This is a genomic window from Achromobacter sp. 1014246743, assembly GCF_059760725.1.
The window spans coordinates 1-25,795 of record NZ_JCBANA010000087.1 but is presented as its reverse complement, the minus strand read 5'-3'; the positions used below and the strand labels follow the sequence as shown (position 1 = coordinate 25,795).

The following is a 25,795-nucleotide window of genomic DNA, read 5'->3' as shown; positions in this document are numbered from 1 at the left end:
GCTCATTGGCGGGCCCCGGGGCGTTGACGCATACCGCGATTACTCGGTCTTCAGTTCAGGCTGCGATTGCCCCGAGCGGGTTTTCCACAGCGAGAACAGCACACCGCCCGCGATCAAACCGAAGGTCACCGACAGCGACACCACCGCGGGGATCTTGCCGATGAAACCCACCAGGAAGATCTTGGTGCCGATGAACACGAGAACCAGCGACAGCGCGTACTTCAGGTAGTGGAAGCGGTGGATCATCGCCGCCAGCGCGAAGTACAGCGCACGCAGGCCCAGGATCGCGAAGATGTTGCTGGTGTACACGATGAACGGGTCGGTGGTGATGGCGAAGATCGCCGGCACCGAATCCACCGCGAACAGCAGGTCCACGAACTCGATCAATACCAGGGCCAGGAACAGCGGCGTGGCCCAACGCACCGGCCTGGACGTCGCCGGGTCCGGTTCCCGCACCCAGAAGGCGTTGCCGCGCAGCCCGTCCGTCACCCGCATGCGGCGCTTGAGGAACTTCAGGATCGGGTTGGTGGCGATGTCCGGCTCTTGATCCGCGATCATCCACATCTTGATGCCCGTGAACACCAGGAAGGCGCCGAACAGATACATCAACCAGCCGAAGTTGCTGACCAGCGCGGCGCCCAGGCCAATCATGATGGCGCGCAGCACGATCACCCCCAGGATGCCCCAGAACAGCACGCGATGCTGGAACTGGCGCGGGATGGCGAAGAAGCTGAAGATCAGCGCGATCACGAAGACGTTGTCCAGCGACAGCGACTTCTCGATCAGGAAGCCCGTGTAGTAGGCCATGCCGCTGATCGGGCCCATCTGCCACCAGACCCACCCGCCGAACAGCAGGGCCGCGGTGATGTAACCGGCCGACAGCAGCAGGCTTTCCCGCACGCCGATCTCGCGATCGTCCTTGTGCAGAACGCCCAGGTCAAAGGCCAGCAAGGCCGCGACGATGCCCATGAAGAGCAGCCAGCTCCAGGCCGGCGTGCCGACGAAGTCGGTATGAAGAAAAGAGAGCAAGGCTTCCATGATGTTCCCGCTTGTGTTCGAAGGCACTCATGATCCGGATCCCGGCCCACCGGAGAAATCAGCCTGAAAGTGAGTTATGGTTCGAAAAAACCGAAGTGAATATCGCCATGCTCAATTACCGTCACCTGTATTACTTCTGGATGGTCGCCAAGGAAGGCGGCTTCTCCCGCGCCGCCGAACGCCTGGACATGGCCATCCAGACCATCAGCGCCCAGGTGCGCGAACTGGAAAAGAACCTGGGCCACCAGCTGCTGCGCCCCGCGGGCCGCGGCGTCGCCCTGACCGATGCCGGCCAGGCGGCCTTTGCCCGCGCCGAGGAAATCTTCCAGATCGGCCAGGAACTGCCGCAGGAAGTGCGCGCCGCCGCCACCAAGCCGGTCATCCGGCTGTCGGTGGGCCTGTCGGACGGCATTTCCAAGCTGGCCGCCCACGCGCTGCTGGGCCCCGTGCTGGATACCCCCGACCTGCGCCTGACCTGCCACGAAGGCGAGGTCGAGGAACTGCTGGGCGAACTGGCGCGCCATCACCTGGACCTGGTGCTGGCCGGCCAGGGCGCGCCGGCCAACCCCAACCTGCGCCTGACCAGCGACCGCCTGGTGTCATCGCCCGTGGACTGGTACGGCCCGGCCCGGTGGGTGCGCAAGGCCGACACGCAGGACTTCCCGCGCTGCCTGGAACGCCTGCCCGTGCTGCTGCCCACCGGCCATTCGGTGCTGCGCCAGACGCTGGACCGCTGGTTCAACGAACAGGGCCTGCGGCCCAATGTGGTCGGCGAATTCGAAGACAGCGCCCTGATGTCGGTGTTCGCGGCCCGGGGCCTCGGCGTATTTCCGCTCAGCCGGCTGGGCGGCGACGACGTGGGCCTGCTGCGCGGCCTGCGGCCGCTGGCGCGTTGCGACAGCGTGCACGAGGAAATCCACGGCATCCGCAACCGCCGGGGCCAGCATCACCCCCTGGTGCAGCAGATCCTGGCGCAGGCCAAGACTTCGGTTTTTTCTTAACGATTGTCACAAAGACGCTGGTTTTTCGGGAAGACAATCCGCTCTATCGTTGAGCTTCTTTTTTTTGAATCCTCGGAGTACCACCGCAATGAAGAAAATCATCTGGCTCGCTTTCGCCGTGCTGGCCGCACTCTGGACCGGGCTGGTGGCGATCACGCTGCAGCTCGCGGACTGGGTGCTGGCCACGATCGCCACCGCGCAGGTGCCCGGCGCCGCGGCGCTGCAATCCACGCCCTGGCAGGCCCCGGCCTGGGCCGCGCCCTGGGCCGACGCCAGCCTCATCCAATCGCTGCAGGACAGCCTGGTATGGCTGGTGGGCGCCCTGAACCAGGTGCTGCCGGCCGCCGGCAGCCTGGGCACCTGGATTGCCGTGCTGGGCTGGATCTTCTGGGGCTTCATCATGGCGGCCCTGCTGGTGCTGGCCCTGATCCTGCACTGGCTGGCGGGCAAACGGGTGCAAGCCGACGGCGCGGGGCGCCAAGTGGTGTAATAAGGCAGGCGACGCGGCATCCCGGCGCGCTGCCTCCCAGGAGCGTACCGTGCCGTCCCGACTTATCCGCGCCGCCAGCTTGCCCGCCGCCATCCTCATCACCGCGTTCGCGCCGGCCCACGCCAGCACGGGCGCCACGCCCTACGGCGTCGAGGTCTGCACGCTCACCGGCACGTCGGGGCAATACAGCGTGCGGGTGCGCAACACCGGCTCGGCGCCGCTGGCCCGCGCCGACGTCACCGGCGTCAAGCTCGACGCCGGCGGCCAGGCCCAGGGCAACATCAGCGTCAGCCTGACCGACATTCCCCCCGGCCGATACGAAACGGCCATCCTGGCGCGGCACGGCGAATCGGCCGCGCTGGTCAGCATCGCCACCTACCAATCCGTCAACGGCGTCGAAACCCGGCAGCAGGAGCTGTTCGCCGGCAAGGTCGCGCATGTCTCGCCCGGCTCCGCGCTGCAATACACGCTGGCGCCGCTGGCGGTGCGCGGCTGGACGGTGGCGTATGGCGGGCCCAACAGCCCCCGGCTGGACGCCGGCAGCGCCGTGCTGCTGACCTACCCGGCGCGCAGCGGCAAGAAACTGGACACCCGCCCCGAAGCGGGTCGCACACCGACCGAAGTCGTGCCCTTGGCGCCCTGCCCCGCGCCGCGCGGCAAATAGCGCCAGGCGCAGCCGCCTTCGCCATGCGGGCGCCGATGCGTCCGCTTGACGGATGCCCTACGTACCGCTGAGCAGGTCGCGCTCGTTCAAGAGCGCATAGACGATCTCAGGCGTGTTGTCGAAGCCGCGCCGAATGGCGGCCGGGATCGACGCGCGCGTCTTGCGGCACAGGCCGGGCTGGGCGTCGAGCTGGATGGCGATGCCGCGCGAGGTGCGCACTTCGTTGTCGCTGGGGGTGATGCGCACCACGATGCCCAACTGCGCCTCGATACGGCCCTGCATGGCGCGCAGGTCTTCCAGGCTGGAGATGTTTTCCAGCCTCGCCACCAACCGCTTTTCTTCTTCGCGGGTCAGCCGCAGCACGCGCACGTCCGCCGCTGGATCGGCCAGCAGCCGGTCGCGGTCGCACTCACAGGCGCCCGGCGGGCATTCTTGACGGATGGGAAACGGGAAGTTCATGGCGCACCGCAAGCTATCCGTTGATTCTACAAGGCATAATTCGCCGACACGAAAATCCGGGAGGCGGTATCTTGAAAACGTTCCTGCTCGCGGCTGCCCTGGCCACCGTCGGCGCCCCTGCCTGCGCACGGGATTTCCCCTACGCCATCAAGCCGGACTTGCCGGCCGTCGTGACGGTCACCGGCACCGATCGCCAGGCGGTCAGCGTGCGCGTGCGCGGTGGCGCCAGGCAGGACCTGGCCAGCCTGGACGATGACGCCATCGACCAGATCCAGACCCCGGACATCAACCACGACGGCTATCGCGACCTCGTCATCGGCCAAAGCGGCGGCAGCACCCAGGTCTATGCCCGCCTGTTCCTGTATCGGCCAAAAGACGGCACCTTCCAGGAAATTCCGCATCCGGCGCCCGACGCCAGCCCCTGCCATCAGTTCGTCAACCCGGTATTCGACGCCAAACGGGCCGCCTTCTCGGTGGGCTGCCGCTACGGCGCAGACAGCTATGGGTCCGAAGACTACGTGCTGCGCGCCGATGGCACGGCGCGTCCAGTGCGCTGGATGAGCCGCGCGCGGTTCGACCTGGAAGACGCCTCCTTCGACGTCAACACCCGTTTCGATGACCAGGGCGCGGTGGCGCGCATCCAGATCGACGGCGAAGGCTCGCCGCTGGACGGCGACAGCCGCGTGCCGGTCAGCCGGCTCGACCTGTACGACGCACCCGACGTCAAGGCGCCCGCCACGCAGACGGCCCAGGCCGGCGAGCCACTGGAAGTGGTGGCGCTGCGCCCGCAATGGTTGCAGGTGCGCTATCCCGCGGGCCAGGCGGACGCGCCCCTGAAATGGGTGCGCTACGCGGACCTGAAGATCGACAAATACGCCTACGTGCCGCAACAGCGCTTGCCCATGCGCGGGCTGGAACTGTCGGTACGCGGCCACCTGGGCACGCAGCTTTACGAGGCCGGCGGCCGCTTCACGCTGTACGTGGCGAACCAGGGCCCCGGCACGGCGACGCTGGCATCGCCGCGCGTCTGGCTGCTGTTCTCCGATGCACAAGGGCGCCGCACCTTGCAGCCCCTGTACCCGCGCCCCGCGGTCACACTGGGCGCCCCGGCCCCGCCGCCCGCGCCGGCGGCCGACTCGTATTCGTCCCAGGTCGAAGACCGCCCCGCTCCGCCCCCCGCGGCCGCCCCCCACCACGTGGCGCGCTGGGCCGACGACCCGGTCGTGTGGCGCGCCGGAGAAGACGGCAGGCAGCAGTACCAGGTCAGCGAAGGCAACGGCCAGTACGTGCCGTTCTTTCCCGACCTGGCGCCGGGCCGCTACCGCCTGGCCGTGGTACTGACCGACCCGGACCTGCCAGCGCCGGTCTATTCGAACGAGATCGAAGTCGACTACCCGTTCCCGAAGCGGCCCTCCTGACGTGCAACCAATGAAAACCTCTTTGACACGCGGCTTGTGGCGCGCCCTGGCCGCCGGGGTCGCGCTCGTGCTGATCGCGGCAGGCGCCCTGGTGGCCGCGGGCCTGCTGGCCGACGCCCCCGCCGCCGACGTCGCCGTCGTGCTGGGCAATACCGTCGACGCCAACGGCAAGCCCTCACCGCGCCTGGCGGCCCGGCTGGACCGCGCCTACGACTGCCATGCCGCCGCGCGCTGCAAGATCGTCTTCGTGAGCGGCGGCGTCGACCCGGATGGCCACGACGAAGCCGCCGTGATGCGCGATTACCTGATCGCACGCGGCGTGCCCGCCGAACACATCGTGGCGGACAGCCTGGGCAACGACAGCTGGGCCACGGCCCGCCATGCCAGCGCCTACCTGCGCGAGCACGGCTACACCAGCGCCCTGGCGGTGACGCAGTACTTCCATGTGCCGCGCACCATGCTGGCGCTCAAGCGCCAGGGCGTGGCGCAGGTGGGCGGCGCCGCGCCCCGGTTCTTCGAGGCCCGCGACCTGTATTCGATCCTGCGCGAGCTGCCGGCCTTGGCCTGGTACGCCGTGCGGCCGCTATAGTTTCGCTTTCCCCTTTCCCTTTTCCTGCGCAGGCAACCCCGTGCATATCTTCCACAACCCCGTCCACAGCAAACACGATGGCCGCCAGGAAATGTTCCGCGGCAAGCTGGTGCCCTGCCACGAAACGCCGGCACGGCTCGAATACGTGCTGGATGCGCTGCGCCAGCGCGGCATCGGCGCGTTGCAGGCCCCGTCGGCGGCCGACATGGACCTGGTCCGGCGCGTGCACAGCCCGCGCTACGTCGACTTCCTGCAATGCGCCTGGGCCGACTGGATCGCGCTGGACCCGGCCAACGCCGACCTGGACATCCTGCCGTCGGTGTGGCCGGTGCGCGGTTTTCGCCACGACATCGCGCCCACCAACTTCGCCGCCCGCGTCGGCCTGTTCTCGTTCGACAGCGGCAGCCCGCTCACCGCCGGCACCTGGGAAGCCGCCACCGCCGGCGCGGCCTGCGCCATCGATGCCGCGCGGGCCGTCTCGGCCACCGGCGGCCCCCGCGCGGCCATGGCGCTGACGCGTCCGCCCGGTCACCATGCCGGGGCGGATTTCTTTGGCGGCTACTGCTTCCTGAACAACGCGGCGCTGGCCGCGCAGGCGCTGCGCGATGCCGGCGCTGCGCGCGTGGCCGTGCTTGACGTCGACTATCACCACGGCAACGGCACGCAGAGCATTTTCTACGAACGCGGCGACGTGCTGACGGTCTCGGTGCATGGCGACCCCACCACCGAATATCCGTTCTTCCTGGGCTATGCCGATGAAACCGGCCAGGGCGACGGCGCCGGCTGCAACCTGAACCTGCCGCTGGCCGCCGGCACCGACTTCGCCACCTGGATGCAGGCGCTGGACCAGGGCATCGACGCCATTCGGCGCTTCAAGGCGGACGCGGTGGTCATCGCCCTGGGCGTGGACACCTACGCAGGCGATCCGATTTCCAAGTTCAAGCTGCAAAGCGCGGACTACGTCCAGGTCGGTGCGCGACTGGCGCAACTGGGCCTGCCGGCGGTGTTCACGATGGAAGGCGGCTATGCGGTCGCCGAGGTCGGCATCAACGTCGCCAACGTGCTGGAAGGCTACGCCGGCTGAGCCATCGCGCGCATCCGCTGCCACAGCGCGTCGACGGCGGGGCGCGCGTCGCGACGGTCCTTGAACGCCAGGATCGCCACTTCGATATCCCAGGCCCGATTGGCCAGCGGCTGCAAGTCGGCCACCCCGCGCCGTTGCAACGCGCTGTCGGCCAACCAGGCCACGCCCAGGCCCTGGGCGGCCATGTCGCCCAGCACGTCCGACATCTCGGCTTCGAACAGCTTCACACCATGCAGCGGCTCGGGCCCGTTCTCAATCGCCGCATCGATCAGCCGCGCGAAATAGACGTTGGGTGAATACATCAGCAACGGTGCCGGCCGCGCAAGGGTGCCCGGGAAATCCAGGCCATCGCGCGCCAACAGCGCCCGCGACGCGTAGGGGCGAATCAACTCCGTGCCCAAGGTCAGGCTCTCGTAGCGCGCCAGATCCAGCGGCAGGGGCTGCGCCACCTGGTGAAAGCAGATCAGCAGGTCGGCCGTGCCCGACGTGAAGGCCGACACGGTGTCGTGCACATTGCCCGTCTGCAGGCTGCAACTGAGCTGCTGCCCCGCGCTCCATTTGCGCCACCACCCCGGCAGGTGCGTGGTCGCCAACGCGTATGACGTTGCCAGGCGTAACTGGTTGCGCGCCGGCACGGCGGCAATGCCGGCCCTGGCTTCGGCCAGCTGATTGACCAGTTCGATGGCCGAGACGAGAAAGCGCTCGCCCGCTTCGGTCAGCTGGGTGGGAAACGCGGACCGGTCGATCAGGCGCGCCCCGGCCCAATTCTCAAGGCTCTGTATGCGGCGGCTGAAAGCGGCCTGCGACAGATTGCGGGTTTCGGCCGCGCGGGTGAAATTGCGCAGCTCCGACAAGGTGATGAAGTCCTGCAGCCACCGGGTATCCATACTGCTCCTCGCGTGATTCGCACAGGCCATGCGTGCCGCGCATCGCCCATGCGTACTTCGCATTGGACGCCGGCTCCGCCGCGCCAGACACTGCGCCTGACGGTTCCGCATTGGAACCTGCCTACCGCCGGAGTATCAACATGGATCAAACCCTGCGCGCCGCAGCCCGCGAATACCTCATTCGCTACGGCGGCGACACCTTCCCGAACCTGTTCAGGTCGGCCAAGGGCACGATCGTGCGCGACGACACCGGACGTGAAATCCTGGATTTCACTTCCGGCCAGATGTGCGCGACCATCGGCCACAATCACCCCGCCATCGTCGAAGCCGTACACCGCGCGGGCGACACGGCTTTCCACTTCTTCAGCGGGATGATCCCGGAAGTGGTGGCGCAACTGGCCCAGACCGTGGCGCGCGACTGGATGCCGACCGGCCTGACCAAATCGATCTTCGTGAACACCGGTTCGGAGAGCAACGAAATCGCGCTGCGCATGGCCAAGATGCACAAAAGCGGCTTCGAGATCGTGGCCGTCGGCGGCTCCTGGCATGGCGTCACCAGCGGTGCGGGATCGGTCTCGTATGCCAGCGACCGCAAGGGCTACGGCGTGCCTCCGGCCGGCGTGTTCGTCATGCCCGAGCCCAATGCCTACCGACCCTACATCGCCGGACTGGATGGCGAGCAATCCGCCCTGGCCTGCCTGGAGATCGGCCTGAAAATGTTCGACATGGCATCCGCCGGCAGGCCCGCGGCCATCATCGTCGAACCGGTGATCAGTGCAGGCGGCGTGCTGGTGCCGCCCAAGTCGTACATGCAGGCCTTGCGCCGTGCCGCCGACGAGCGCGGCATGCTGCTGATCTTCGACGAGGCCCAGACCGCCTTCGGCCGCATCGGCAGCCGCACCGGCGCCGACCACTTCGACGTCACGCCCGACATCATCAGCGTATCCAAGACCCTGGGCGGCGGCCTGCCACTGGCCGCCACCATCACCACGCCGGCCATCGAACAGGACGTGCATGAAAAGGGTTTCACCTTCTACACCAGCCATGTGTCGGACCCCCTGCCCGCCACCGTCGGCCTGGCCGTGCTGGACACCCTGCAACGCGAACACCTGATCGAGCGTGCCCGCAAGCAGGGCGATTACCTGCGCCGCGGCCTGCTGGAACTGCAGCAACGCCATGAGGCCATCGGCGACGTGCGCGGCCTGGGCCTGCTGCTGGGCGTGGAACTGGTGCGCGATCGAGCCACCCGCGAGCCGTACCACGAATTGGGCGCCCTCACGACGCAGCGCTGCTTCGAGCTGGGCCTGTCGATGAACATCCGCCGCCGCCCCGAACGCGGAGCGGTCTGGCGCATTGCGCCGCCACTGACCGTCAGCAACGGCGAGATCGATCGTGCCATTTCGATCCTGGACCAGGCCCTGACCGAAAGCCTGGACAAGATCGCCACCACCCGCGCGCTGGCCGCGTAACCCCCTCATGGCGCCGGGCTGGGCCCGGCCGGAGAAGCAATGTCGATGTTCCACACTGTGTTCCGAACGACGGCCGGCGCCCTGGCGCTGGCCGCCACCAGCCTGGCCTATGCCGGCCCCACCCTGGACGCCGTCAAGAAGCGCGGCTACGTGCAATGCGGCGTCTCGACCGGCATCCAGGGCTTTTCCGCGCCCGACAGCAAGGGCGACTGGCAAGGCCTGGACGTGGACCTGTGCCGCGCCATCGCGGCCACCGTCTTCAACGATGCCAGCAAGTTCCGCCTGGCGCCGTTGACCACCCAGGCCCGCTTCACGGCCCTGCAATCCGGCGAGGTGGACGTGCTGACCCGCAACGTCACGCCGACCCTGGCACGCGACACCACCCTGGGCCTGCTCAGCGTGGCCGTGAACTACTACGACGCCCAGGGGGTGATGGTGCCCGCCAGGCTCGGCGTCAAGACCCTGAAGGAACTGGACGGCGCCACCTTCTGCGTGCAGCCCGGCACGGTGACCGAGCTGGCCCTGGCCGACTGGTTCCGCGGCAACAACCTGCACTTCAAGCCCGTGGTGATCGACAAGTACGACGAAATCGTGCGGGCCTTTTCCGCGGGCCGCTGCGATGCGTTCACGTCCGACAAATCACAGCTGGCCGCTTCGCGCACCACCCTGGAGCATCCCGAGCGCTACGTGATCATGGATGAGAACATCACCAAGAGTCCGCTCGGCCCCATGGTGCGCCAGGGCGACGAAAGCTGGCTGAACGTGGTCCGGTGGACCTTCTACGCCACGCTGGAAGCGGAAGAATTCGGCCTGACCTCGGCCAATGTGGACAGCCAGTTGCAAAGCGCCAACCCCAATGTGCAGCGCATCCTGGGCGTCACGCCCGGCATGGGCCGCAACCTGGGCGTGGACGACAAGTGGGCGTACTCGGTGATCAAGCAGGTGGGCAACTACGGCGAAAGCTACGAGCGCAACCTGGGCATGGCCAGCGCCATGAAACTGCCGCGCGCGCTCAATGCACAGTGGCGCGATGGCGGGCTGATGTACGGCTGGCCGGTGCGTTGACGCGGGGCGGGCAGTCGTCGCAACCGGATCAGTCACGCGTTTCCAGCGCTTTGTTGATGCGCAGCGCCAGCAGCGTGCAGGCCGTGCCGGACAGCAGATAGATGCTGACCGCCACCAGCCCGAAGCGCGCCGACAGCCCCAGCGCCACCAGCGGCGCGAAGGCCGCACCGATCAGCCAGGCCATGTCGGTGGTGAGCGCGGCGCCGGTGTAGCGGAAACGCTTGCTGAAGTTGGCCGTGACGGTGCCGGACGCCTGGCCGTACGACAGACCCAACAGCGCGAAACCGATCAGGATGAAGGCATCCTGCGCCGTGGGGCTGCCGCCCAGCAGCCAGGGCGTGAACAGCGCGAACACGCCGATCAGGCCGGCCAGGAGGCCCAGCGTGGTGCGCCGGCCGATGCGGTCGGCGATCAGGCCCGAAGCGATGGTGCCCAGGATGCCGACGAACGCACCGATGATCTGCACGATCAGGACGTCGGATATCTGCTGCGTGGCGCTGACCGCAATCCAGGACAGCGGGAACACGGTCACCAGGTGGAACAGCGCATAGCTGGCCAGCGCCGCGAACGCTCCCAGGAACAGGTTGTAGCCCTGCTCGCGGACCATCTGCGTGGTGCCGATGGGTTCGAGTTCGCCTTCTTCGAGCAGTTGGGTGTATTCCTCGGTCAGCACCAGCCGCAGCCGCGCGAACAGCGCCACCACGTTGATGGCGAAGGCCACGAAGAACGGGTAGCGCCAGCCCCAGTCGAGGAAATCGGCTTCGGTCAGCGTGACGTGCAGGTACAGGAACAGCGCGCTGGCAATCATGAAGCCGATAGGCGCGCCCAGCTGCCCCAGCATCGCATACCAGCCGCGGCGGTTGGGCGGCGCGTTCAGCGCCAAGAGCGACGGCAGGCCGTCCCACGAACCGCCGAAGGCCAGGCCCTGCAGGCAACGGAACACGGCCAGCAGCACGATCGCATGCGCACCGATGACGTTGTAGCCGGGCAGGAATGCCATGCCCACCGTGGCGGTGCCGAGCAGGAACAGCGCGGTGGTGAGCTTGGTGCCGCGGCCCCAGCGCCGCTGGATGGCCATCGACAGCGCCGTGCCGATGGGCCGCGCGATGAAAGCGAACGAGAAGATGACGAAGGCCCACAGCGTGCCTTCCAGCTGCGGCTCGAACGGGAAGAAGACGCGCGGAAACACCAGCACGCAGGCGATGCCGAACACGAAGAAGTCGAAGTATTCGGACGCCCGTCCGATGACGACGCCGACGGCGATCTCGCCAGGCGCCACCTTGGCGTGGCTGGGCGCGGCGCCCGCCGAACCCGGAAGGGGCAAGGGGGAGACGTGACCGGGAACCTGCGTGGTGGTCGCCATGTGATTGCTCGCTGAAAGGAAGTTAAGACGCCTTGTCTACGCTTTTGCAATACACCGGTATGCACGGGCGCCAATGGCTTTGCGGGCCGCAGCCCGACAGTGCCCGGCCCCGCCCCGCACGCCTTGGGCGTGCATACTTTTGCTCTTTTTACCCTAGATTTTTCGCGGCTTCCAGCGTAGTGTTGCGTTTACCTCCCACGGTTACGTTTCGAGGTATGGCCATGCCGTCTTTCCCCAGGCTTAGCGGTTTGATCCTGTTTGCCGCCCTGCCATTGCTCGCAGGATGCAATGCAGTATTGCTCTCGCCATCCGGCGACGTGGCGGTGCAGCAGCGCAACCTCATCATCATCTCCACGGGCCTGATGCTGCTGATCATCGTGCCGGTGATCTTCCTGACCTTCCTGTTCGCATGGCGCTACCGCGCCAGCAACCGCGAGGCCCACTACGATCCCGACTGGAACCACTCCACCATGCTGGAGCTGCTGATCTGGGCCGCGCCGCTCCTGATCATCATCGCGCTGGGCGCCCTGACCTGGGTCAGCACCCACCAGCTGGATCCTTACCGGCCGCTGGCGCGCCTGTCCGAAGGCCGCGAGGTGCCGGCCGGCACCAAGCCGCTGGTGGTCGAAGTGGTGGCGCTGGACTGGAAATGGCTGTTCCTGTACCCCGAACAGGGCATCGCCACCGTCAACGAAATGGCCGCCCCCGTCGACCGCCCGATCCAGTTCAAGATCACCTCGTCGACGGTCATGAATTCGTTCTTCGTGCCCGCGCTGGCCGGCCAGATCTACGCCATGCCTGGCATGCAGACCACGCTGCACGCGGTCATCAACCATCCCGGCGACTACGAAGGCCTGTCGGCCAACTACAGCGGCGCGGGCTTCTCGGGCATGCGCTTTCGCTTCCATGGCATGGACACGCAGGGCTTCGAAAAATGGATCGCCGACGCACGCGCCTCGGGCAATGCGCTCAGCCGCGAAACCTACCTGAAGCTTGAGCAACCCAGCGAACGCAACCCGGTGCAGCGCTATGCCAGCGTGGCGCCCGGCCTGTTCGACGCCATCGTCAATCGCTGCGTGGAACCCAACCGCATGTGCATGAAAGACGCCATGGCGATCGACGCGGGCGGCGGCATGGGCATTCCCGGCGCGCACAACATCGCCAGCCTGGATGCCGCCACGCGCGAACGCCTGGGCCTGACCGACACCCCGCCGCGCAAGTACGTGGGCGCCATGTGCACGTCGGCCGCCGAATTGACGATGTAGGGCCGGCCCGGCGCACCGGTCCGGCCGCATGAAATCAAGGTCTTCACCCTGGAACCGAGATGACTGATCAACCAGACCTCACCAAGCTGATCTTCGGTCGCCTGACCTGGGATGCCATTCCCTTTCACGAGCCCATCCTGCTGGTCACCTTCCTGATGGTGGCCGTGGGCGGGGTGGTGGTGCTGGGCGCCATCACCTACTACAGGAAGTGGGGCTACCTGTGGCACGAATGGTTCACCAGCATCGACCACAAGAAGATCGGCATCATGTACATGATCCTGGGCATCGTGATGCTGCTGCGCGGCTTTGCCGACGCCATCATGATGCGGTTGCAGCAGGCCGTGGCCTTCGGCGATTCGACCGGCTACCTGCCGCCGCACCACTATGACCAGATCTTCACCGCGCACGGCGTGATCATGATCTTCTTCGTGGCCATGCCGCTGGTCACGGGGCTGATGAACTACGTGGTGCCGCTGCAGATCGGTGCGCGCGACGTGGCCTTCCCGTTCCTGAACAACTTCAGCTTCTGGATGACCACCGGCGGCGTCGTGCTGGTGATGATGTCGCTGTTCGTCGGCGAATTCGCCCGCACCGGCTGGCTGGCGTATCCGCCTTTGTCAGGCATCGCGCAAAGTCCGGACGTCGGGGTCGATTACTACATATGGGCGTTGCAGATCGCGGGGGTAGGCACATTATTGTCAGGGGTGAACCTGCTGGTCACCATCGTCAAGATGCGCGCGCCAGGCATGTCGCTGATGCGCATGCCGATCTTCACCTGGACCGCGCTGTGCACCAACGTGCTGATCGTGGCGGCCTTCCCGGTGCTGACCGCAGTGCTGGCGCTGCTGTCGATGGACCGCTACGTGGGCACCAACTTCTTCACGGCGGACTTCGGCGGCAACGCCATGATGTACGTGAACCTGATCTGGATCTGGGGCCACCCCGAGGTCTACATCCTGATCCTGCCGGCCTTCGGCATTTTCTCGGAAGTCGTGGCCACCTTCTGCAGCAAGCGCCTGTTCGGCTATGCGTCGATGGTGTACGCCACGGTCGTGATCACGGTGCTGTCGTACCTGGTGTGGCTGCATCACTTCTTCACCATGGGGTCCGGGGCCAGCGTGAACTCGTTCTTCGGGATCACGACGATGATCATCTCGATCCCCACGGGAGCCAAGATCTTCAACTGGCTGTTCACGATGTACCGCGGCCGCATCCGCTTCGAAGTGCCGATGCTCTGGACCATGGGCTTCATGGTGACCTTCGTGATCGGCGGCATGACCGGCGTGCTGCTGGCGGTGCCGCCGGCCGACTTCGCGCTGCACAACAGCCTGTTCCTGATCGCGCACTTTCACAACGTCATCATCGGCGGCGTGCTGTTCGGCCTGATGGCCGGCATCACCTACTGGTTCCCCAAGGCCTTCGGCTACAAGCTGGATCCGTTCTGGGGCAAGTGTTCATTCTGGTTCTGGCTGGTGGGCTTTTACTTCGCCTTCATGCCGCTGTACGTGCTGGGGCTGATGGGCGTGACCCGCCGCGTCAATCACTTCGAGGACATGTCGCTGCAGATCTGGTTCCAGGTGGCCGCATTCGGCGCCTTCCTGATCGCCATCGGCATTGCCTGCTTCCTGATCCAGCTGGTGGTCAGCTACCGCCGCCGCGAATCGTTGCGCGACCTGACCGGCGACCCCTGGAACGGCCGCACGCTGGAATGGTCGACGTCGTCGCCGCCGCCCAACTACAACTTCGCCTTCACGCCGCGCGTGCATGACCAGGACGCGTGGTGGCAGATGAAGCAGCACGGCTACCAGCGCCCGCAGACCGGCTTCATTCCCATCCACATGCCCAAGAACACCTGGGCGGGCATCGTGCTGGCGGGCATCAGCGTGGTGATGGGCTTTGCGCTGATCTGGCACATGTGGCCGCTGGCGGTGCTGTCGTTCGCCGCGCTGGTCGTCGTGTCCATCGTCCATACCTTCAACTACAAGCGCGAGTACTACGTGCCGGCCGACGAGGTCGTGCGCACGGAAGACGCCCGCACCCACTTGTTGGCGAAACATGTCTGATACCCTGGCCCCCACCCTGCCCGGCGGCGCCACGCCGCCCCCGGAGCCCGTTTTCCACGTGCCCGGCGAACATCACCCGAAGAACGGCACCCTGCTGGGCTTCTGGGTCTACCTGATGAGCGACTGCCTCATCTTCGCCTGCCTGTTCGCCACCTATGGCGTGCTGGGGCGCAACTACGCGGCCGGGCCGTCCGGCGCCGACCTGTTCGACCTGCCGCTGGTGGCCGTGAACACGTCGCTGCTGCTGCTGTCGTCCATCACCTACGGTTTTGCCATGCTGGAGATGCGGCGCAACCGGGTGGGCGCCACGCAGGGCTGGCTGGCGGTCACCGGCATCCTGGGGCTGGGCTTCCTGTGCCTGGAACTGTATGAGTTCGCGCACCTGATCCACATCGGTGCGGGTCCGCAGCGCAGCGCGTTCCTGTCGTCGTTCTTCACCCTGGTGGGCACGCACGGGCTGCACGTCACGTTCGGCATCGTCTGGCTGGTGACCATGATGGTGCAGGTCCGCATGCATGGCCTGATCCCCGAAAACCGCCGCCGGCTGATGTGCCTGTCGATGTTCTGGCACTTCCTGGACCTGATCTGGGTCGGCGTGTTCACCTTTGTCTACCTGATGGGAGTGCTGCCATGACCGCCCATGCCGACCACGCTGGCCACGGCGGCCACGACCACCACGACGACGATGACGGCGCCGCCCACGGCACCCTGAAAAGCTACGTCACCGGCTTCGTGCTGGCGGCCATCCTGACGGCGATTCCATTCTGGCTGGTGATGGGCCGCGTGTTCGACAGTTCGCGCACCACCGCGCTGATCATCCTGGCGTTCGCGGCGGTGCAGATCGTGGTGCACATCGTGTACTTCCTGCACATGGACGCCAAGTCCGAAAGCGGCTGGAACATGTTGGCGTTAATATTCACCCTGGTGCTGGTCGTGATTACGCTCAGCGGATCCATCTGGATCATGTATCACTTGAACTCCAACATGATGCCCATGTCCGTCCACGACATGCGGAATATGCCCTGATGTGATGGCGGCAACAAAAGACTCTTCCCTACCCGGCGACACCTCCCGCAATCCCCGCAAGGCAAGCACCCTGGTCATACTCGGGGTGATTGCCGTTGCGCTGTTCGCGGGCCTGTGCGCCCTGGGCACCTGGCAGGTGCATCGGCTGGCCTGGAAACAAGGCCTGATCGCGCAGGTCGACCAGCGCGCCCACGCGGCGCCCACGCCCGCCCCGGCGCGGGCCGACTGGGCGGCGCTGACGTCGGACAACGCGGAATACCGCCGCGTGTCGGCGGCCGGCGTGTACCAATACGACAAGCAGACGCTGGTGCAGGCGGCCACCGAGCTGGGCAGCGGCTACTGGGTCATGACGCCCCTGCAACTGGCGAATGGCGGCGGCACGGTGCTGGTGAACCGCGGCTTCGTGTTGCCCGAGTGGCGCAAGAGCCAGGCCGCCGGCCAGGCGCAAGCCCAGGCCGAGGCCGCGGCGGCCCCGGTGCAGGTCACCGGCCTGTTGCGCATGGGCGAACCGGGCAGCGGCTTTCTGCGCAACAACGATCCGGCGTCCAACCTCTGGTATTCGCGCGATCTGCCGGCCATTGCGGCGGCGCGCGGGCTGACGGCGTCGGACGTGGCGCCCTACTTCATCGACGCGGACGCCGCCCCCGGCGCCGCCCGCGATCCGGCCAAGGCCCCCGTGGCCGGCCTGACGGTGCTGACCTTCCCGAACAATCACCTGGTGTATGCCATCACCTGGTACGCCCTGGCCGCCATGGTCATCGTGGGCGTGGCCATCGTGGTGCGGGAAGAACGACGCCTGCGCGGGCGCCGCGGCTAGGACGGCGGCGACGGTCTCTCGGGCCGTGGCCGCGCGCTCAGACCGGTCTGGAAATTGCCGTAAATAGCCAGATCTTCGTCCGAATTGCCGGAAAATAGACCAGACTGGTCTACACTAAGGGTTGGGAACACCGCTGGGCGCCTTGCCTAACGTGCTGTTCCCTTTGTTTTTTCCACCCTTACTCTAGGAGTTTTCCGGATGAAAAAGACGCTGCTCGCAGCCGCAATGTTGACCACCTTTGCAGGCGTCGCTCAGGCAGAAACGTCAGTCACTCTCTATGGTGTCATCGACACCGGCCTCGGCTACAACAAGATCAAGGGCGATGGCTATGACGGCAGCAAACTCGGCATGATCAACGGCATCCAGGCCGGCTCCCGCTGGGGCCTGCGCGGATCCGAAGATCTGGGCGACGGCCTGCGCGCCGTGTTCACGCTGGAAAGCGGTTTCGATTCGGGCAACGGCTCGCGCGCCCAGAACGGCCGCCTGTTCGGCCGCCAGGCCACCATCGGCCTGGCCAGCGACGCCTGGGGTACCGTGGAATTCGGCCGCCAGGCGACCGTGGGCTCGAACTACCTGGCCGACATCGACCCCTTCTACACCAGCTACACGCAATCCAACCTGGGCCTGGGTTTCAGCGCAGCCAACACCATGCGCTGGGACAACATGGTCATGTACCGCAGCCCCTCGATGAGCGGCTTCGAGTTCGCCGCGGGCTACTCGTTCAACGCGGACGACACCAACGCCAACGAAACGGGCTTTCGCACCGCCGACAACTCGCGCGGCATCACCGTCGGCGCGCGCTATGTGCAAGGGCCCCTGAACCTTACGCTGACCTACGACCAGCTCAACGGCTCGAACCGCGCCGCCATCGACCACGATGCCACCCCGCGCCAGTACGCCGCCGGCATCTCGTACGACCTGGAAGTCGTGAAGCTGGCCGCCGCCTACGGCCGCACCACCGATGGCTGGTTCGTCGGCCAGGACCTGCCCGGCGGCACGCCGTTCAGCGATGAGTTCGGCACCAACCGCTACGTCGACGGCTTCAAGGCCAACGCCTACATGCTGGGCGCGACCATCCCCGTGGGTGGCGCCAGCAGCGTGTTCACGTCGTGGCAGCACGTGTCGCCGTCCAACGACCGCCTGACCGGCGGCGATGCCAACATGAACGTCTGGAGCGTGGGCTACACCTACGACCTGTCCAAGCGCACCAACCTGTACGCCTACGGTTCGTACGGCAAGGACTACGCGTTCATCGACGGCCTGAAGAGCACCGCGGCCGGCGTCGGCATCCGCCACGTGTTCTAAGGCGCTGCGGCGCGCCTGTGCAGCCTTCGTCCCGGAGGCTCGCCATAGGCGCGCCGAAACATGGCAATGAAGGCGCTGTCACTGGCATAGCCCACCGAATGCGCCACTTCGGTGACCGAGGCCCCCTCGGCCAGCCGGGCCCGCGCGATCAGCAGCCGGCACTGGGTGCGCCAGCGGGTGAACGGCAACCCCGTCTCGGCCAGGAAGGCGCGCGCCAAGGTGCGGCCGCTGGCGCCGACCTGCTTGCCCCAGTCTTCGATGGACCGCGGGCAAGCCGGGTCGGCCAGCAGCGCCTGCGCAATCGGCGCCAGCCGCCGGTCGCGCGGCATCGGCAGATGCAGCGGCGCCGTGGGCGCCGCTGCCAGTTCATCCAGCAGGGTGGCCACCAGGCGCTGCCGGACTGCGTCCAGCGGCTGGTCCGACGGCCACTGCGTGATGCGCACGATCATCTCGCGCAGCAAGGGATTGACGTCCAGGATGCCCGGTTGCTGCGGCAGGTCCGGAAAAGAATCCACGTCGAAATACAGGCTGCGATAGGCGAATGCGCCCTGCATGACCGTGCGGTGCACACAACCTGCCGGCAGCCAGGCCGCCTGCAAGGGCGCCAGTTGCCCCACGCGGTCCGCCAGATGCAAGGTCACCCCGCCCCGCACCTGATACAGCAATTGTGCGCGCCGATGGGCATGCCAGTCCGAGGCATGCGCGCGGGTGTCGATGGCCTGGCCCACGACAGGACAGGCCACGCTGTCGGGATCTTCGACGAACGCGGGAGAATAGACGGGCATGTCCGATTGGCGATGTTTTATGGCGAGATGTCGTGATTTTGCGCAAAGCCGGCCGGATACGCTAGGGTCCTTTTGCCGCACCGCCTCGCCATGGCTCATTCTCCCTCGTCCGCGCCCGCATTGCCGCCGCGCTGGCTCATCATCGCGCTGCTTGCCTTGCCTCAGATCGCGGAAACCATCCTGGCCCCGGCCCTGCCGGACCTGGCGCGCCAGTGGCGCCTGGACACGGCCGCCACCCAGCCTGTCATGGGCGTTTTCTTCGTGGGCTTTGCCTGCGGCGTGCTGCTGTGGGGCCAACTGGCCGACGCCTGGGGCCGCCGCCCGGCGTTGCTGACCGCGCTGGCCATCAGCCTGGCGGGCACGCTGGGCGCCGCGGTCGCCCCGCACTACGAGTGGCTGCTGGCCGGACGCTTCGTGCAGGCACTCGGCCTGGCGGCGTGCTCGGTCGTGACGCAGACGCTGTTGCGGGACTGCCTGGCCGGTGAACCCCTGACGCGCTACTTCGTGACGCTGGGCGCGGTGCTGGCGTGGTCCCCCGCCGTGGGCCCGCTGACGGGGCAACTGGTGGCGCAGCGCCAGGGCTATGCGGGCGTGCTGACCGCGATCGCGCTCGCCATTGCCGCGCTGTTGCTTTGCGCCCTGCGCCATTGGCGCGAAACACGGCCGGCCGCCACGACCGCGGTGCCGCTGGCGGCGCTGGCGCGCCAGATGCTGGCCGATGCCGACCTGCGCGTGGCCGTGCTGCGCGTGGCGGGCCTGAACCTGCTGGTGTTTTCGTTCTATGCCGCCGGGCCGTTCATGACCGGCGAATTGCCTGGCCTGGGATTCGGCTGGGTCGGGTTGGGCGTCGCCCTGGCCGGCACGCTGGGCGCGATGTTGAACCGTCTGCTGCCCGCCGCCTCGTCCGCGGACACGCGGGTAGGCCATGGCCTGCGTTGCGTCGCCGCGGGCGCGGTTGCGCAAGCCGCCGCCGTGCTGTGGCGCCCCGAACCGGGCTGGCTGTGGGCGGCCACGGCGCTGCCGATCTTCGTGGGCTATGGCCTGGCGATTCCCAATCTGCTGGGGCCGGCGCTGCGCCGCTATGGGCATTGCCTGGGGCGGGCCGGCGCGCTGTTCGGGCTGGCCTATTACAGTCTGCTGGGTCTGGGGCTGGCGGCCAGTGCGTGGCTGCCGTTCGACACGCCCCGGCCGCTGTCCGCGGCCTGGGTGGCCGTGGCCCTGCTGTTGATCGGGCTGCGCGGCAGCGCGCCGACCATTTTGTCGCGGACATGACAGATGCAATGATCACGCAACACGATTCCGTCATCATTGGATACTTCCCTGATCAATCCCCCTTTGACGCCCATGCCCCGCACGCCTGCCTCCGTTGCTCCCCTGCCCTTTGCCGCCCGCTGGCGCCCCGCCTTGCGTGTGCTGGCGCTGGCCACGCTGCCGTTGTGGCTGGCGGCCTGCAATGGCAGCAGCGACGATGACGACGCCCCCGCCCCCCCGCCCCCGGTCGCGCAAACCCCGACCCCGACGCCGCCGCCCGTCGACACCCGCAACCCGGCCTACCTGGCCGCCAAGACGGGCGACGTGCTCAAAGTGCGTATCGAAGAACTGCGCCCCACCCAGGCGGCCATCGGCTACGACCAGATCTACTACAAGCTCGGCCGCTGGCAGGGCGACTTCGCCCGCCCGACCTGGGCCGGCAACCCGGCCAACCAGCTGGACTACGTGAACCGCACGGTCGGCAAGAAATTCAGCGACTACTGCGAAGACATGGGCGGCACCACGGCCATCGCATTCACCTCGGTCGCCCAGGCCCAGGCCGCCCGCCTGGACAAGCCCGACACCTTCGCCTGCACCGCAGCGCCCGGCAGCGATCCCGCCAACCTGAAGACGGTGGTGATCGGCTGGGACGGCAATCTGTACCTGACGGACGGGCACCACACGTTCTCGTCGTTGCGCGAGATCTTCGACGGCGGTCCCAAGCTGCCGGTGTGGGTCAAGGTCAGCGCCAACTACAGCAACCTGGGCACGGCGTCCGCGTTCTGGCAACGCATGGTCGACGAGCGTCGCGCCTGGTTGCGTGACGGGCAGAACCAGCCCATTACCGTGGACCAGCTGCCATCCCGCGTGGGCATCGCCAATGCGCAGGAAGCCGGCGGCATGCAGGAAGACCGCTACCGCTCGCTGGTGTATTTCACCCGCGACATCGCCTACAGCAACGGCAACCTGCCCGAGTTCGCCGAATTCCTGTGGGGCGACTGGTTGCGCCGCCAGGTGGCCGGCGGCCAACTGGCCGGCCTGGACACGTACGCCATGGTGGCGCCGGCCACGCCCGCGCAGATCCTGACCGTCAGCACGCTGAGCGCCGCATTGGCGCCCACCGGCGCCAACGACGGCTACGCCGCCGCGGTCCGCAACGCCGCCCTGAAGATGTCGGCGCTGGCCGACACCGACATCGTGTACCAGGACACCACCGCGGCCAGCCTGGGCCGCATCGTGCTGGTGCCGGGCGCCGCCAGCGGCACGCCCACCAAGGCGGCGCGCGACGCGCTTGAAGAGCTGCCGCGCAATGACGTCAAGACCAACGGCGACCCGCGCACGGCCGGCAAGCTCTGGTATTCGGTGAACTACCGCGCTTGCGGCAAGCCCGCCGCCGGCACCTGCTGGGGCTGGTAGGCGCGCGCCGCGGTCGCGCGCCCTGTGCCGGACAACGCCGCGCCGCTCAGGCGCGGCGTTGTCACGTTCAGACTTCGCCTTGCATCGCCGGACGGCTCTTGACCTTGCCCAGCCACGCCTGCACCCTGGGATGCGCCGCCACCGGCGCCCCCACCATGGCGGAGTAGCCGACCACGGACCCGACCACCAGGTCCGCCAGCGAGTACTCGCCGCCCAGCATCCAGGGCTGGCGCGTCAGGTGCGCATCCAGCAACCCCAGCAGCGAATCCAGGTCGGCGGTGGCGCGTGCGGCCTGGCCGGCATCCCGGATGTGTTCATCGCCATAGGCCGTCAGGAACAGGCGCGACAGCACCGCGCCATACGTCACGTAGGCCCAGGCGCACCACGACAGCGCGGCCAGCCGCTCGGGCGTGCCGGCGGCGGGCCACAGGCCTTGCTTGACGCCCCAGTTTTCGCCCAGCCACAGGTGGATCGCCAAGGCCTCGAACATCGGCGCGCCGTCCACCGTCAGCGTCGGCACCTTGCCATTGGGATTGAGGGCCAGGAATTCCGGGCGGCGCTGTTCGCCCGCGCGGATATCCACCTTCACGCGTTCGTGCGGGACCTGCAATTCGGCCAGGGCGCAGGCGATGGGCGACGCGCTGGACTGGGGATACCAATAGAAAACGATGGACATGGAAAAGCCTCCGGATGTCGGGGTAGGTGCCGCGGCCCCATGGCCGCTGACGACGGACGAACTGTAGAATCCATTGCGGACAGTTTCCGCCCTCGATAAGGGCTATCGTCGACGCACCATGCTCAGCTCCAGCAACCGCCTGCTACGCCTGCTTTCCCTGTTGCAGACCCGCCGTCATTGGGCCGGCGCCGACCTGGCGCAGACCCTGGCGGTGCATCCGCGCACGCTGCGGCGCGACATCGACCGGCTGCGCGAACTGGGTTATCCGATCCAGGCCAGCAGCGGCGTGGCGGGCGGCTATGCGTTTCGCGCGGGCAACACGCTGCCCCCCCTGCTGCTGGACGATGATGAAGCCATGACGGTGGCGATCACGCTGCGCACGGCCGCCACCGGCTCGGTCGGCGGCGTGGAAGAAGCCGCGCTGCGCGCCCTGGTCAAGCTGGAACAGGTCATGCCGACGCGGCTGCGGCACAAGCTGGACGCGCTGCGCTCGGCCATCGTGCCGCTGCCGCGCGGCGGCCCGCTGGTGGACGCGGGCCAGCTGGCCACGCTGGCGGCCGCCTGCCGCGACCAGCTGCGCGTGAACTTCGATTACGCCGACAGCCGCGGCCAGGCCAGCACCCGCCAGGTCGAGCCGCAGGGGCTGGCGCACACGGGCTACCGCTGGTATCTGGTGGCGTGGGATCCGGCGCGCGACGATTGGCGCACCTTCCGGCTGGACCGCATCACCGGCCCGGTCGCGCCGGGCGCGCACTTCGCGCCGCGTCCGCCGCCCGAAGGGGGCGACCTGCGGGCCTATGTGGCGCGTTCCGTCGGCCAGGCGCCCAATGCCGAAGAGGCCCGCATCGTGCTGCACGCGCCGCGCGCGGTGATGGCGGCGCGCATACCCGCATCGGCCGGCCAGGTCGAGGCGCTGGACGACGACAGCCGCTGCCTGCTGCGCTGCACCGGCCAGTCACTGGAAGCGCTGACGTACTGGCTGCTGGCGCTGGAAGTGGAATTCGACGTGCTGGCGCCGGCCTCGCTGGCCGAGCGCTTTCGGGCGGCGGGCGAGCGGGTCGGCCGCATGCTGCAACGGCACGCGGCCGGCGGCCGCGGCTAGGCGGGCAGAGGCGGCGGCGACAGGCGGGCGGCCATCCTGCAACATCGAGGGCCGCGGCCCTGCCGACAACAGAGGATCGCGGTGCCGCCCGCTTGCGAACGTCAGCTGACCTGCTTGGCCTGGTCGGCCTTGGCCAGCTGCTGCATCATCAGCGACACCTTCTCGGCGACCTTCAGCTTGTCGGCGGCCGACATGGCGTCGTAGTCCTTCTTGGAAATGCCCAACGCGGCCAGCGCGGCGTAGAACATCTTGTCCTGCAGCGACATGGACGCGTACTCCGTGAACTCCTGCTCGGCCGCGGACGGCGCGGCCTGGGCCGCGCCCTTCACGCCGCCGGCCAGGGCCGAAGCGCCGCGTTCCTGCGCATTGACGAACGCGGCACGGAAAGCGCCAGACGACGCGCTCTGGCCAGAGGAGGTCTTGCGGGTGTCGTCCGCCTTGCCGGCGGTCAAGGGATTCACGGCGATCATGGGGTAGCCTGGTCGTGGAGAGTCTCGATCATCCGAACGTTACTCCCGCGGCGGCCGGGGCGATTGGCCGGACTGCCGCCCGATACGGCGCCTTATCCGCCGATTGCCCCCGATGCGCATTCGCCGCCGTTCGAGTATCTTGTGACTCCCTTGCACCCAACCGGAGCTCGACCCCATGAGTCTCGATCCCACGCCTGACACGCCCGTTTCCCCCGTCGTCGCCAATCCGCAGGCCGACGTGTTCCTGCAATTCCTGGTGAACCTGGTGAACAACGGCGGCCAGCTCAAGAGCATCGGCGTCACGCTGCAGATGGGCGGCATGCTGGTGTCCGGCTCGATCGTGTCGGGCGCCGAATACTTCGACCGCTTCGCCGAAAGCTTCGCCGATTCGCTGACGGACATGGAATCGTCGGCCCGGCAAACCGTGCGCAGTTCGCTGGCCGAGCTGGGCGACGTGTTCCGCCTGCCGCAGCCGGCCGAACCGCTGCCCAACTACATCCACCTGGCCGATGCCCTGTTCTTCACCGCCGACGGCACGCCCATCGCCGGGCAGCCCACGCTGTGGCGCGGCCGCAGCAACGCGGTCGACGGCTTCATCCTGGGCCGCCTGCAGGCCGAGCAGATCGGTTGAGCGGGCCGCGCAATCCTGGTGCAGAATAGTCCGTCCGCCCTTCCTGCCCACTTGACCGCGCCCCGCATGCAAAGACTACGCATCGTCCTCGCCGATGACCATCCGCTGGTGCTGATGGGCATGAGCGACCTGCTCGCCAAGGACCTGAGTTTCGATGTCGTGGCCACGCTGTCGAGCCCGACGGCGTTGGTCGAGCACCTGGCGCAAGATCTGCCGCAGGTCGTCATCACCGATTATTCGATGCCCGGCGACGAGACCTACGGCGATGGCATCCGCCTGGTCAAGTACCTCATCCGCCACTACCCGGCAACCCGCATCGTGGTGCTGACCATGGTGTCCAACCCCATGATCATCTCGGCGCTGTACGACGCCGGGGTCGCGGCGGTGGTGCTCAAGCGCGATGACCTGGCCGAAATCGTCACCGCGCTGCACACCCTGCAAGCCGGCCGCCGCTACTATCCGCCGGATTTCCAGCGCGACGGCAGCGCGGCAGCGCGCACCCGCTTCCTGGGCGAACGCATCAACAGCCTTACGCCCAAGGAATTCGAAGTGCTGCGGCTCTTCGTGCGCGGCGAATCCATGATGCAGGTCGCCGACAGCCTGAAGCGCAGCGTCAAGACCGTCAGCGGCCAGAAGATATCGGCCATGCGCAAGCTGAACGTGCAGACCGACCAGGAACTGGTGACGTTCTGCGCCGAAAGCGGCATGTTCCAATAGCGCCTTTACCGCAACACCACAGAGACGATGGCATGACGCAGCCCCCGATAACGGGCCTGGCGCTGGATCGCAAGGCCATGCAGGCGCTGATCGAACAGGCACAGGACCGCCCCCTGGTCTTCGAAGACTGCGATTTCCAGGACGCCGATTTTTCCCGGCTGGACCTGCGCGGCGCGCGCTTTACCGCCTGCGCCATCGCCGACACCTCGTTCCAGGGCGCCACGCTGGCCGACACCGAGTGGCTGCGCTGCCGCGGCGGCCACGCCGTGTTTGCCTCGGCCGACGCCAGCGACGCGGTGTTTTCCGGCTGCGACCTGAACAATTCCAGCTGGCGCCGCGCGCGCCTGGCCACGGCCCGCTTTCGTGGCTGCAAGCTGACGGGGTCCGACTTCGACGGCATCGCCTGCCTGGGCTGGACGCTCGAAGAATGCCTGCTGGTCGGCGCGCTGGTGCGCGGCATCTCGTTTCGCAAGACCGCCCTGCATCAGCTGGATTTTTCCGATGCCGACCTGACCGGCTGCGACTTTCGCGACACGGTGTTCCACGGCGGCAGCCTGCGCAATGCCACGCTGAAGAATGCGCGCTTCGAAGGCGCGGACCTGCGCGAGGTCGACCTGGGCGGCATCGACCTGTCGGCCGCCGCACGGCTGGCCGGCGCCGCCATTTCCAAGACCCAGGCGGCGACCCTGCTGGCCGAGCTGCGCATCACCGTGATCTGATACACCGCGCGGGCCGCGCCGGACG

At 67.5% G+C, this 25,795-nt stretch carries 27 protein-coding genes; 20 read left to right on the top strand and 7 right to left on the bottom strand.

What is annotated here, in order from left to right; genetic code table 11:
* Positions 1-39: 39 nt before the first annotated feature.
* On the bottom strand, positions 40-1,038 hold the full coding sequence (locus AC6LJ2_RS26620) for a TerC family protein (protein ID WP_498152515.1): 999 nt from the start codon (positions 1,036-1,038) through the stop codon (positions 40-42).
* Between the two features lie 107 nt (positions 1,039-1,145).
* Here AC6LJ2_RS26620 and AC6LJ2_RS26615 point away from each other — a divergent pair, with 107 nt between their 5' ends.
* From AC6LJ2_RS26615 to AC6LJ2_RS26605, 3 genes are all read left to right on the top strand, one after another.
* Positions 1,146-2,039 carry a LysR family transcriptional regulator gene (locus AC6LJ2_RS26615; protein ID WP_263910097.1) on the top strand — a complete coding sequence of 298 codons (894 nt, stop codon included), beginning with the start codon at positions 1,146-1,148 and terminating at the stop codon, positions 2,037-2,039.
* An 88-nt stretch (positions 2,040-2,127) separates the two neighbouring features.
* On the top strand, positions 2,128-2,529 hold the full coding sequence (locus AC6LJ2_RS26610; RefSeq protein WP_263910096.1) for a hypothetical protein: 402 nt from the start codon (positions 2,128-2,130) through the stop codon (positions 2,527-2,529).
* A 49-nt stretch (positions 2,530-2,578) separates the two neighbouring features.
* A complete protein-coding gene (locus tag AC6LJ2_RS26605) occupies positions 2,579-3,193 on the top strand; it encodes a hypothetical protein (RefSeq protein WP_498152514.1) in 615 nt (204 codons plus the stop codon).
* Positions 3,194-3,250: 57 nt separating this feature from the next.
* Here AC6LJ2_RS26605 and AC6LJ2_RS26600 read toward each other — a convergent pair whose 3' ends face one another.
* Positions 3,251-3,652, bottom strand: coding sequence for a hypothetical protein (locus tag AC6LJ2_RS26600; RefSeq protein ID WP_263910094.1), 402 nt, complete (start codon positions 3,650-3,652; stop codon positions 3,251-3,253).
* A gap of 71 nt (positions 3,653-3,723) precedes the next feature.
* Between AC6LJ2_RS26600 and AC6LJ2_RS26595 the strand changes: the two genes are divergently transcribed.
* Genes AC6LJ2_RS26595 through AC6LJ2_RS26585 form a run of 3 tightly spaced genes read left to right on the top strand, consistent with a single transcriptional unit; the run spans position 3,724 to position 6,743 of the window.
* Complete coding sequence (locus AC6LJ2_RS26595; RefSeq protein WP_498152513.1) at positions 3,724-5,070, top strand: XAC2610-related protein; 1,347 nt, start codon at positions 3,724-3,726, stop codon at positions 5,068-5,070.
* Positions 5,071-5,080: 10 nt separating this feature from the next.
* Positions 5,081-5,659, top strand: coding sequence for a YdcF family protein (locus AC6LJ2_RS26590; RefSeq protein WP_498152512.1), 579 nt, complete (start codon positions 5,081-5,083; stop codon positions 5,657-5,659).
* Positions 5,660-5,699: 40 nt separating this feature from the next.
* The gene (locus AC6LJ2_RS26585; protein WP_498152511.1) at positions 5,700-6,743 is read left to right on the top strand and encodes a histone deacetylase family protein; all 1,044 of its coding nucleotides are present in this window, start codon (positions 5,700-5,702) and stop codon (positions 6,741-6,743) included.
* On the opposite strand, the gene AC6LJ2_RS26580 is transcribed toward AC6LJ2_RS26585, so the two are convergent.
* A complete protein-coding gene (locus AC6LJ2_RS26580; RefSeq protein ID WP_263910091.1) occupies positions 6,731-7,630 on the bottom strand; it encodes a LysR family transcriptional regulator in 900 nt (299 codons plus the stop codon). The genes AC6LJ2_RS26585 and AC6LJ2_RS26580 overlap by 13 nt on opposite strands.
* Before the next feature lie 140 nt (positions 7,631-7,770).
* Between AC6LJ2_RS26580 and AC6LJ2_RS26575 the strand changes: the two genes are divergently transcribed.
* Together AC6LJ2_RS26575 and AC6LJ2_RS26570 are read left to right on the top strand one after the other, a co-directional pair.
* On the top strand, positions 7,771-9,099 hold the full coding sequence (locus AC6LJ2_RS26575) for an aspartate aminotransferase family protein (RefSeq protein WP_498152510.1): 1,329 nt from the start codon (positions 7,771-7,773) through the stop codon (positions 9,097-9,099).
* 45 nt (positions 9,100-9,144) lie between these two features.
* Positions 9,145-10,164 (top strand): amino acid ABC transporter substrate-binding protein, encoded by a 1,020-nt coding sequence (locus AC6LJ2_RS26570; RefSeq protein ID WP_263910251.1) that lies wholly within the window; start codon positions 9,145-9,147, stop codon positions 10,162-10,164.
* A 28-nt stretch (positions 10,165-10,192) separates the two neighbouring features.
* Here the strand turns inward: AC6LJ2_RS26570 and AC6LJ2_RS26565 are convergent, their stop codons facing one another.
* Positions 10,193-11,527 (bottom strand): MFS transporter, encoded by a 1,335-nt coding sequence (locus tag AC6LJ2_RS26565; protein WP_263910089.1) that lies wholly within the window; start codon positions 11,525-11,527, stop codon positions 10,193-10,195.
* A gap of 221 nt (positions 11,528-11,748) precedes the next feature.
* Between AC6LJ2_RS26565 and cyoA the strand changes: the two genes are divergently transcribed.
* From cyoA to AC6LJ2_RS26535, 6 genes are all read left to right on the top strand, one after another.
* Entirely contained in the window at positions 11,749-12,792 is a 1,044-nt protein-coding gene (cyoA, locus tag AC6LJ2_RS26560; protein WP_263910088.1) for a ubiquinol oxidase subunit II, read from the top strand.
* Positions 12,793-12,851: 59 nt separating this feature from the next.
* Positions 12,852-14,855 carry a cytochrome o ubiquinol oxidase subunit I gene (cyoB, locus tag AC6LJ2_RS26555; RefSeq protein ID WP_498152509.1) on the top strand — a complete coding sequence of 668 codons (2,004 nt, stop codon included), beginning with the start codon at positions 12,852-12,854 and terminating at the stop codon, positions 14,853-14,855.
* Positions 14,848-15,489, top strand: a complete 642-nt coding sequence (cyoC, locus tag AC6LJ2_RS26550) for a cytochrome o ubiquinol oxidase subunit III (RefSeq protein WP_175191214.1) — start codon at positions 14,848-14,850, stop codon at positions 15,487-15,489. The genes cyoB and cyoC overlap by 8 nt, the downstream gene beginning before the upstream one ends.
* Positions 15,486-15,881 carry a cytochrome o ubiquinol oxidase subunit IV gene (cyoD, locus tag AC6LJ2_RS26545; protein WP_263910086.1) on the top strand — a complete coding sequence of 132 codons (396 nt, stop codon included), beginning with the start codon at positions 15,486-15,488 and terminating at the stop codon, positions 15,879-15,881. The genes cyoC and cyoD overlap by 4 nt, the downstream gene beginning before the upstream one ends.
* Before the next feature lie 4 nt (positions 15,882-15,885).
* Positions 15,886-16,698 (top strand): SURF1 family protein, encoded by an 813-nt coding sequence (locus AC6LJ2_RS26540; RefSeq protein WP_263910085.1) that lies wholly within the window; start codon positions 15,886-15,888, stop codon positions 16,696-16,698.
* A 198-nt stretch (positions 16,699-16,896) separates the two neighbouring features.
* Positions 16,897-18,003 (top strand): porin, encoded by a 1,107-nt coding sequence (locus tag AC6LJ2_RS26535; RefSeq protein WP_263910084.1) that lies wholly within the window; start codon positions 16,897-16,899, stop codon positions 18,001-18,003.
* Here the strand turns inward: AC6LJ2_RS26535 and AC6LJ2_RS26530 are convergent.
* Positions 18,000-18,788 carry an AraC family transcriptional regulator gene (locus AC6LJ2_RS26530; protein ID WP_263910083.1) on the bottom strand — a complete coding sequence of 263 codons (789 nt, stop codon included), beginning with the start codon at positions 18,786-18,788 and terminating at the stop codon, positions 18,000-18,002. The genes AC6LJ2_RS26535 and AC6LJ2_RS26530 overlap by 4 nt on opposite strands.
* A 90-nt stretch (positions 18,789-18,878) precedes the next feature.
* Between AC6LJ2_RS26530 and AC6LJ2_RS26525 the strand changes: the two genes are divergently transcribed.
* Together AC6LJ2_RS26525 and AC6LJ2_RS26520 are read left to right on the top strand one after the other, a co-directional pair.
* Positions 18,879-20,060, top strand: coding sequence for a multidrug effflux MFS transporter (locus AC6LJ2_RS26525; RefSeq protein ID WP_498152508.1), 1,182 nt, complete (start codon positions 18,879-18,881; stop codon positions 20,058-20,060).
* Positions 20,061-20,132: 72 nt separating this feature from the next.
* A complete protein-coding gene (locus AC6LJ2_RS26520) occupies positions 20,133-21,455 on the top strand; it encodes a ParB/Srx family N-terminal domain-containing protein (RefSeq protein WP_498152507.1) in 1,323 nt (440 codons plus the stop codon).
* A 67-nt stretch (positions 21,456-21,522) separates the two neighbouring features.
* Here the strand turns inward: AC6LJ2_RS26520 and AC6LJ2_RS26515 are convergent, their stop codons facing one another.
* A complete protein-coding gene (locus tag AC6LJ2_RS26515) occupies positions 21,523-22,131 on the bottom strand; it encodes a glutathione S-transferase family protein (protein WP_263910080.1) in 609 nt (202 codons plus the stop codon).
* A gap of 118 nt (positions 22,132-22,249) precedes the next feature.
* On the opposite strand from AC6LJ2_RS26515, the gene AC6LJ2_RS26510 reads away from it, so the two are divergent.
* Positions 22,250-23,233, top strand: a complete 984-nt coding sequence (locus AC6LJ2_RS26510; protein ID WP_445657400.1) for a helix-turn-helix transcriptional regulator — start codon at positions 22,250-22,252, stop codon at positions 23,231-23,233.
* A gap of 101 nt (positions 23,234-23,334) precedes the next feature.
* Here AC6LJ2_RS26510 and AC6LJ2_RS26505 read toward each other — a convergent pair whose 3' ends face one another.
* Entirely contained in the window at positions 23,335-23,703 is a 369-nt protein-coding gene (locus tag AC6LJ2_RS26505) for a hypothetical protein (protein WP_263910078.1), read from the bottom strand.
* Positions 23,704-23,878: 175 nt separating this feature from the next.
* On the opposite strand from AC6LJ2_RS26505, the gene gvpU reads away from it, so the two are divergent.
* From gvpU to AC6LJ2_RS26490, 3 genes are all read left to right on the top strand, one after another.
* Positions 23,879-24,334, top strand: coding sequence for a gas vesicle accessory protein GvpU (gene gvpU, locus AC6LJ2_RS26500; RefSeq protein WP_498152506.1), 456 nt, complete (start codon positions 23,879-23,881; stop codon positions 24,332-24,334).
* A 66-nt stretch (positions 24,335-24,400) separates the two neighbouring features.
* Positions 24,401-25,051 (top strand): response regulator, encoded by a 651-nt coding sequence (locus AC6LJ2_RS26495; protein WP_263910076.1) that lies wholly within the window; start codon positions 24,401-24,403, stop codon positions 25,049-25,051.
* A 32-nt stretch (positions 25,052-25,083) separates the two neighbouring features.
* Entirely contained in the window at positions 25,084-25,770 is a 687-nt protein-coding gene (locus AC6LJ2_RS26490; protein ID WP_498152505.1) for a pentapeptide repeat-containing protein, read from the top strand.
* Positions 25,771-25,795: the final 25 nt, after the last annotated feature.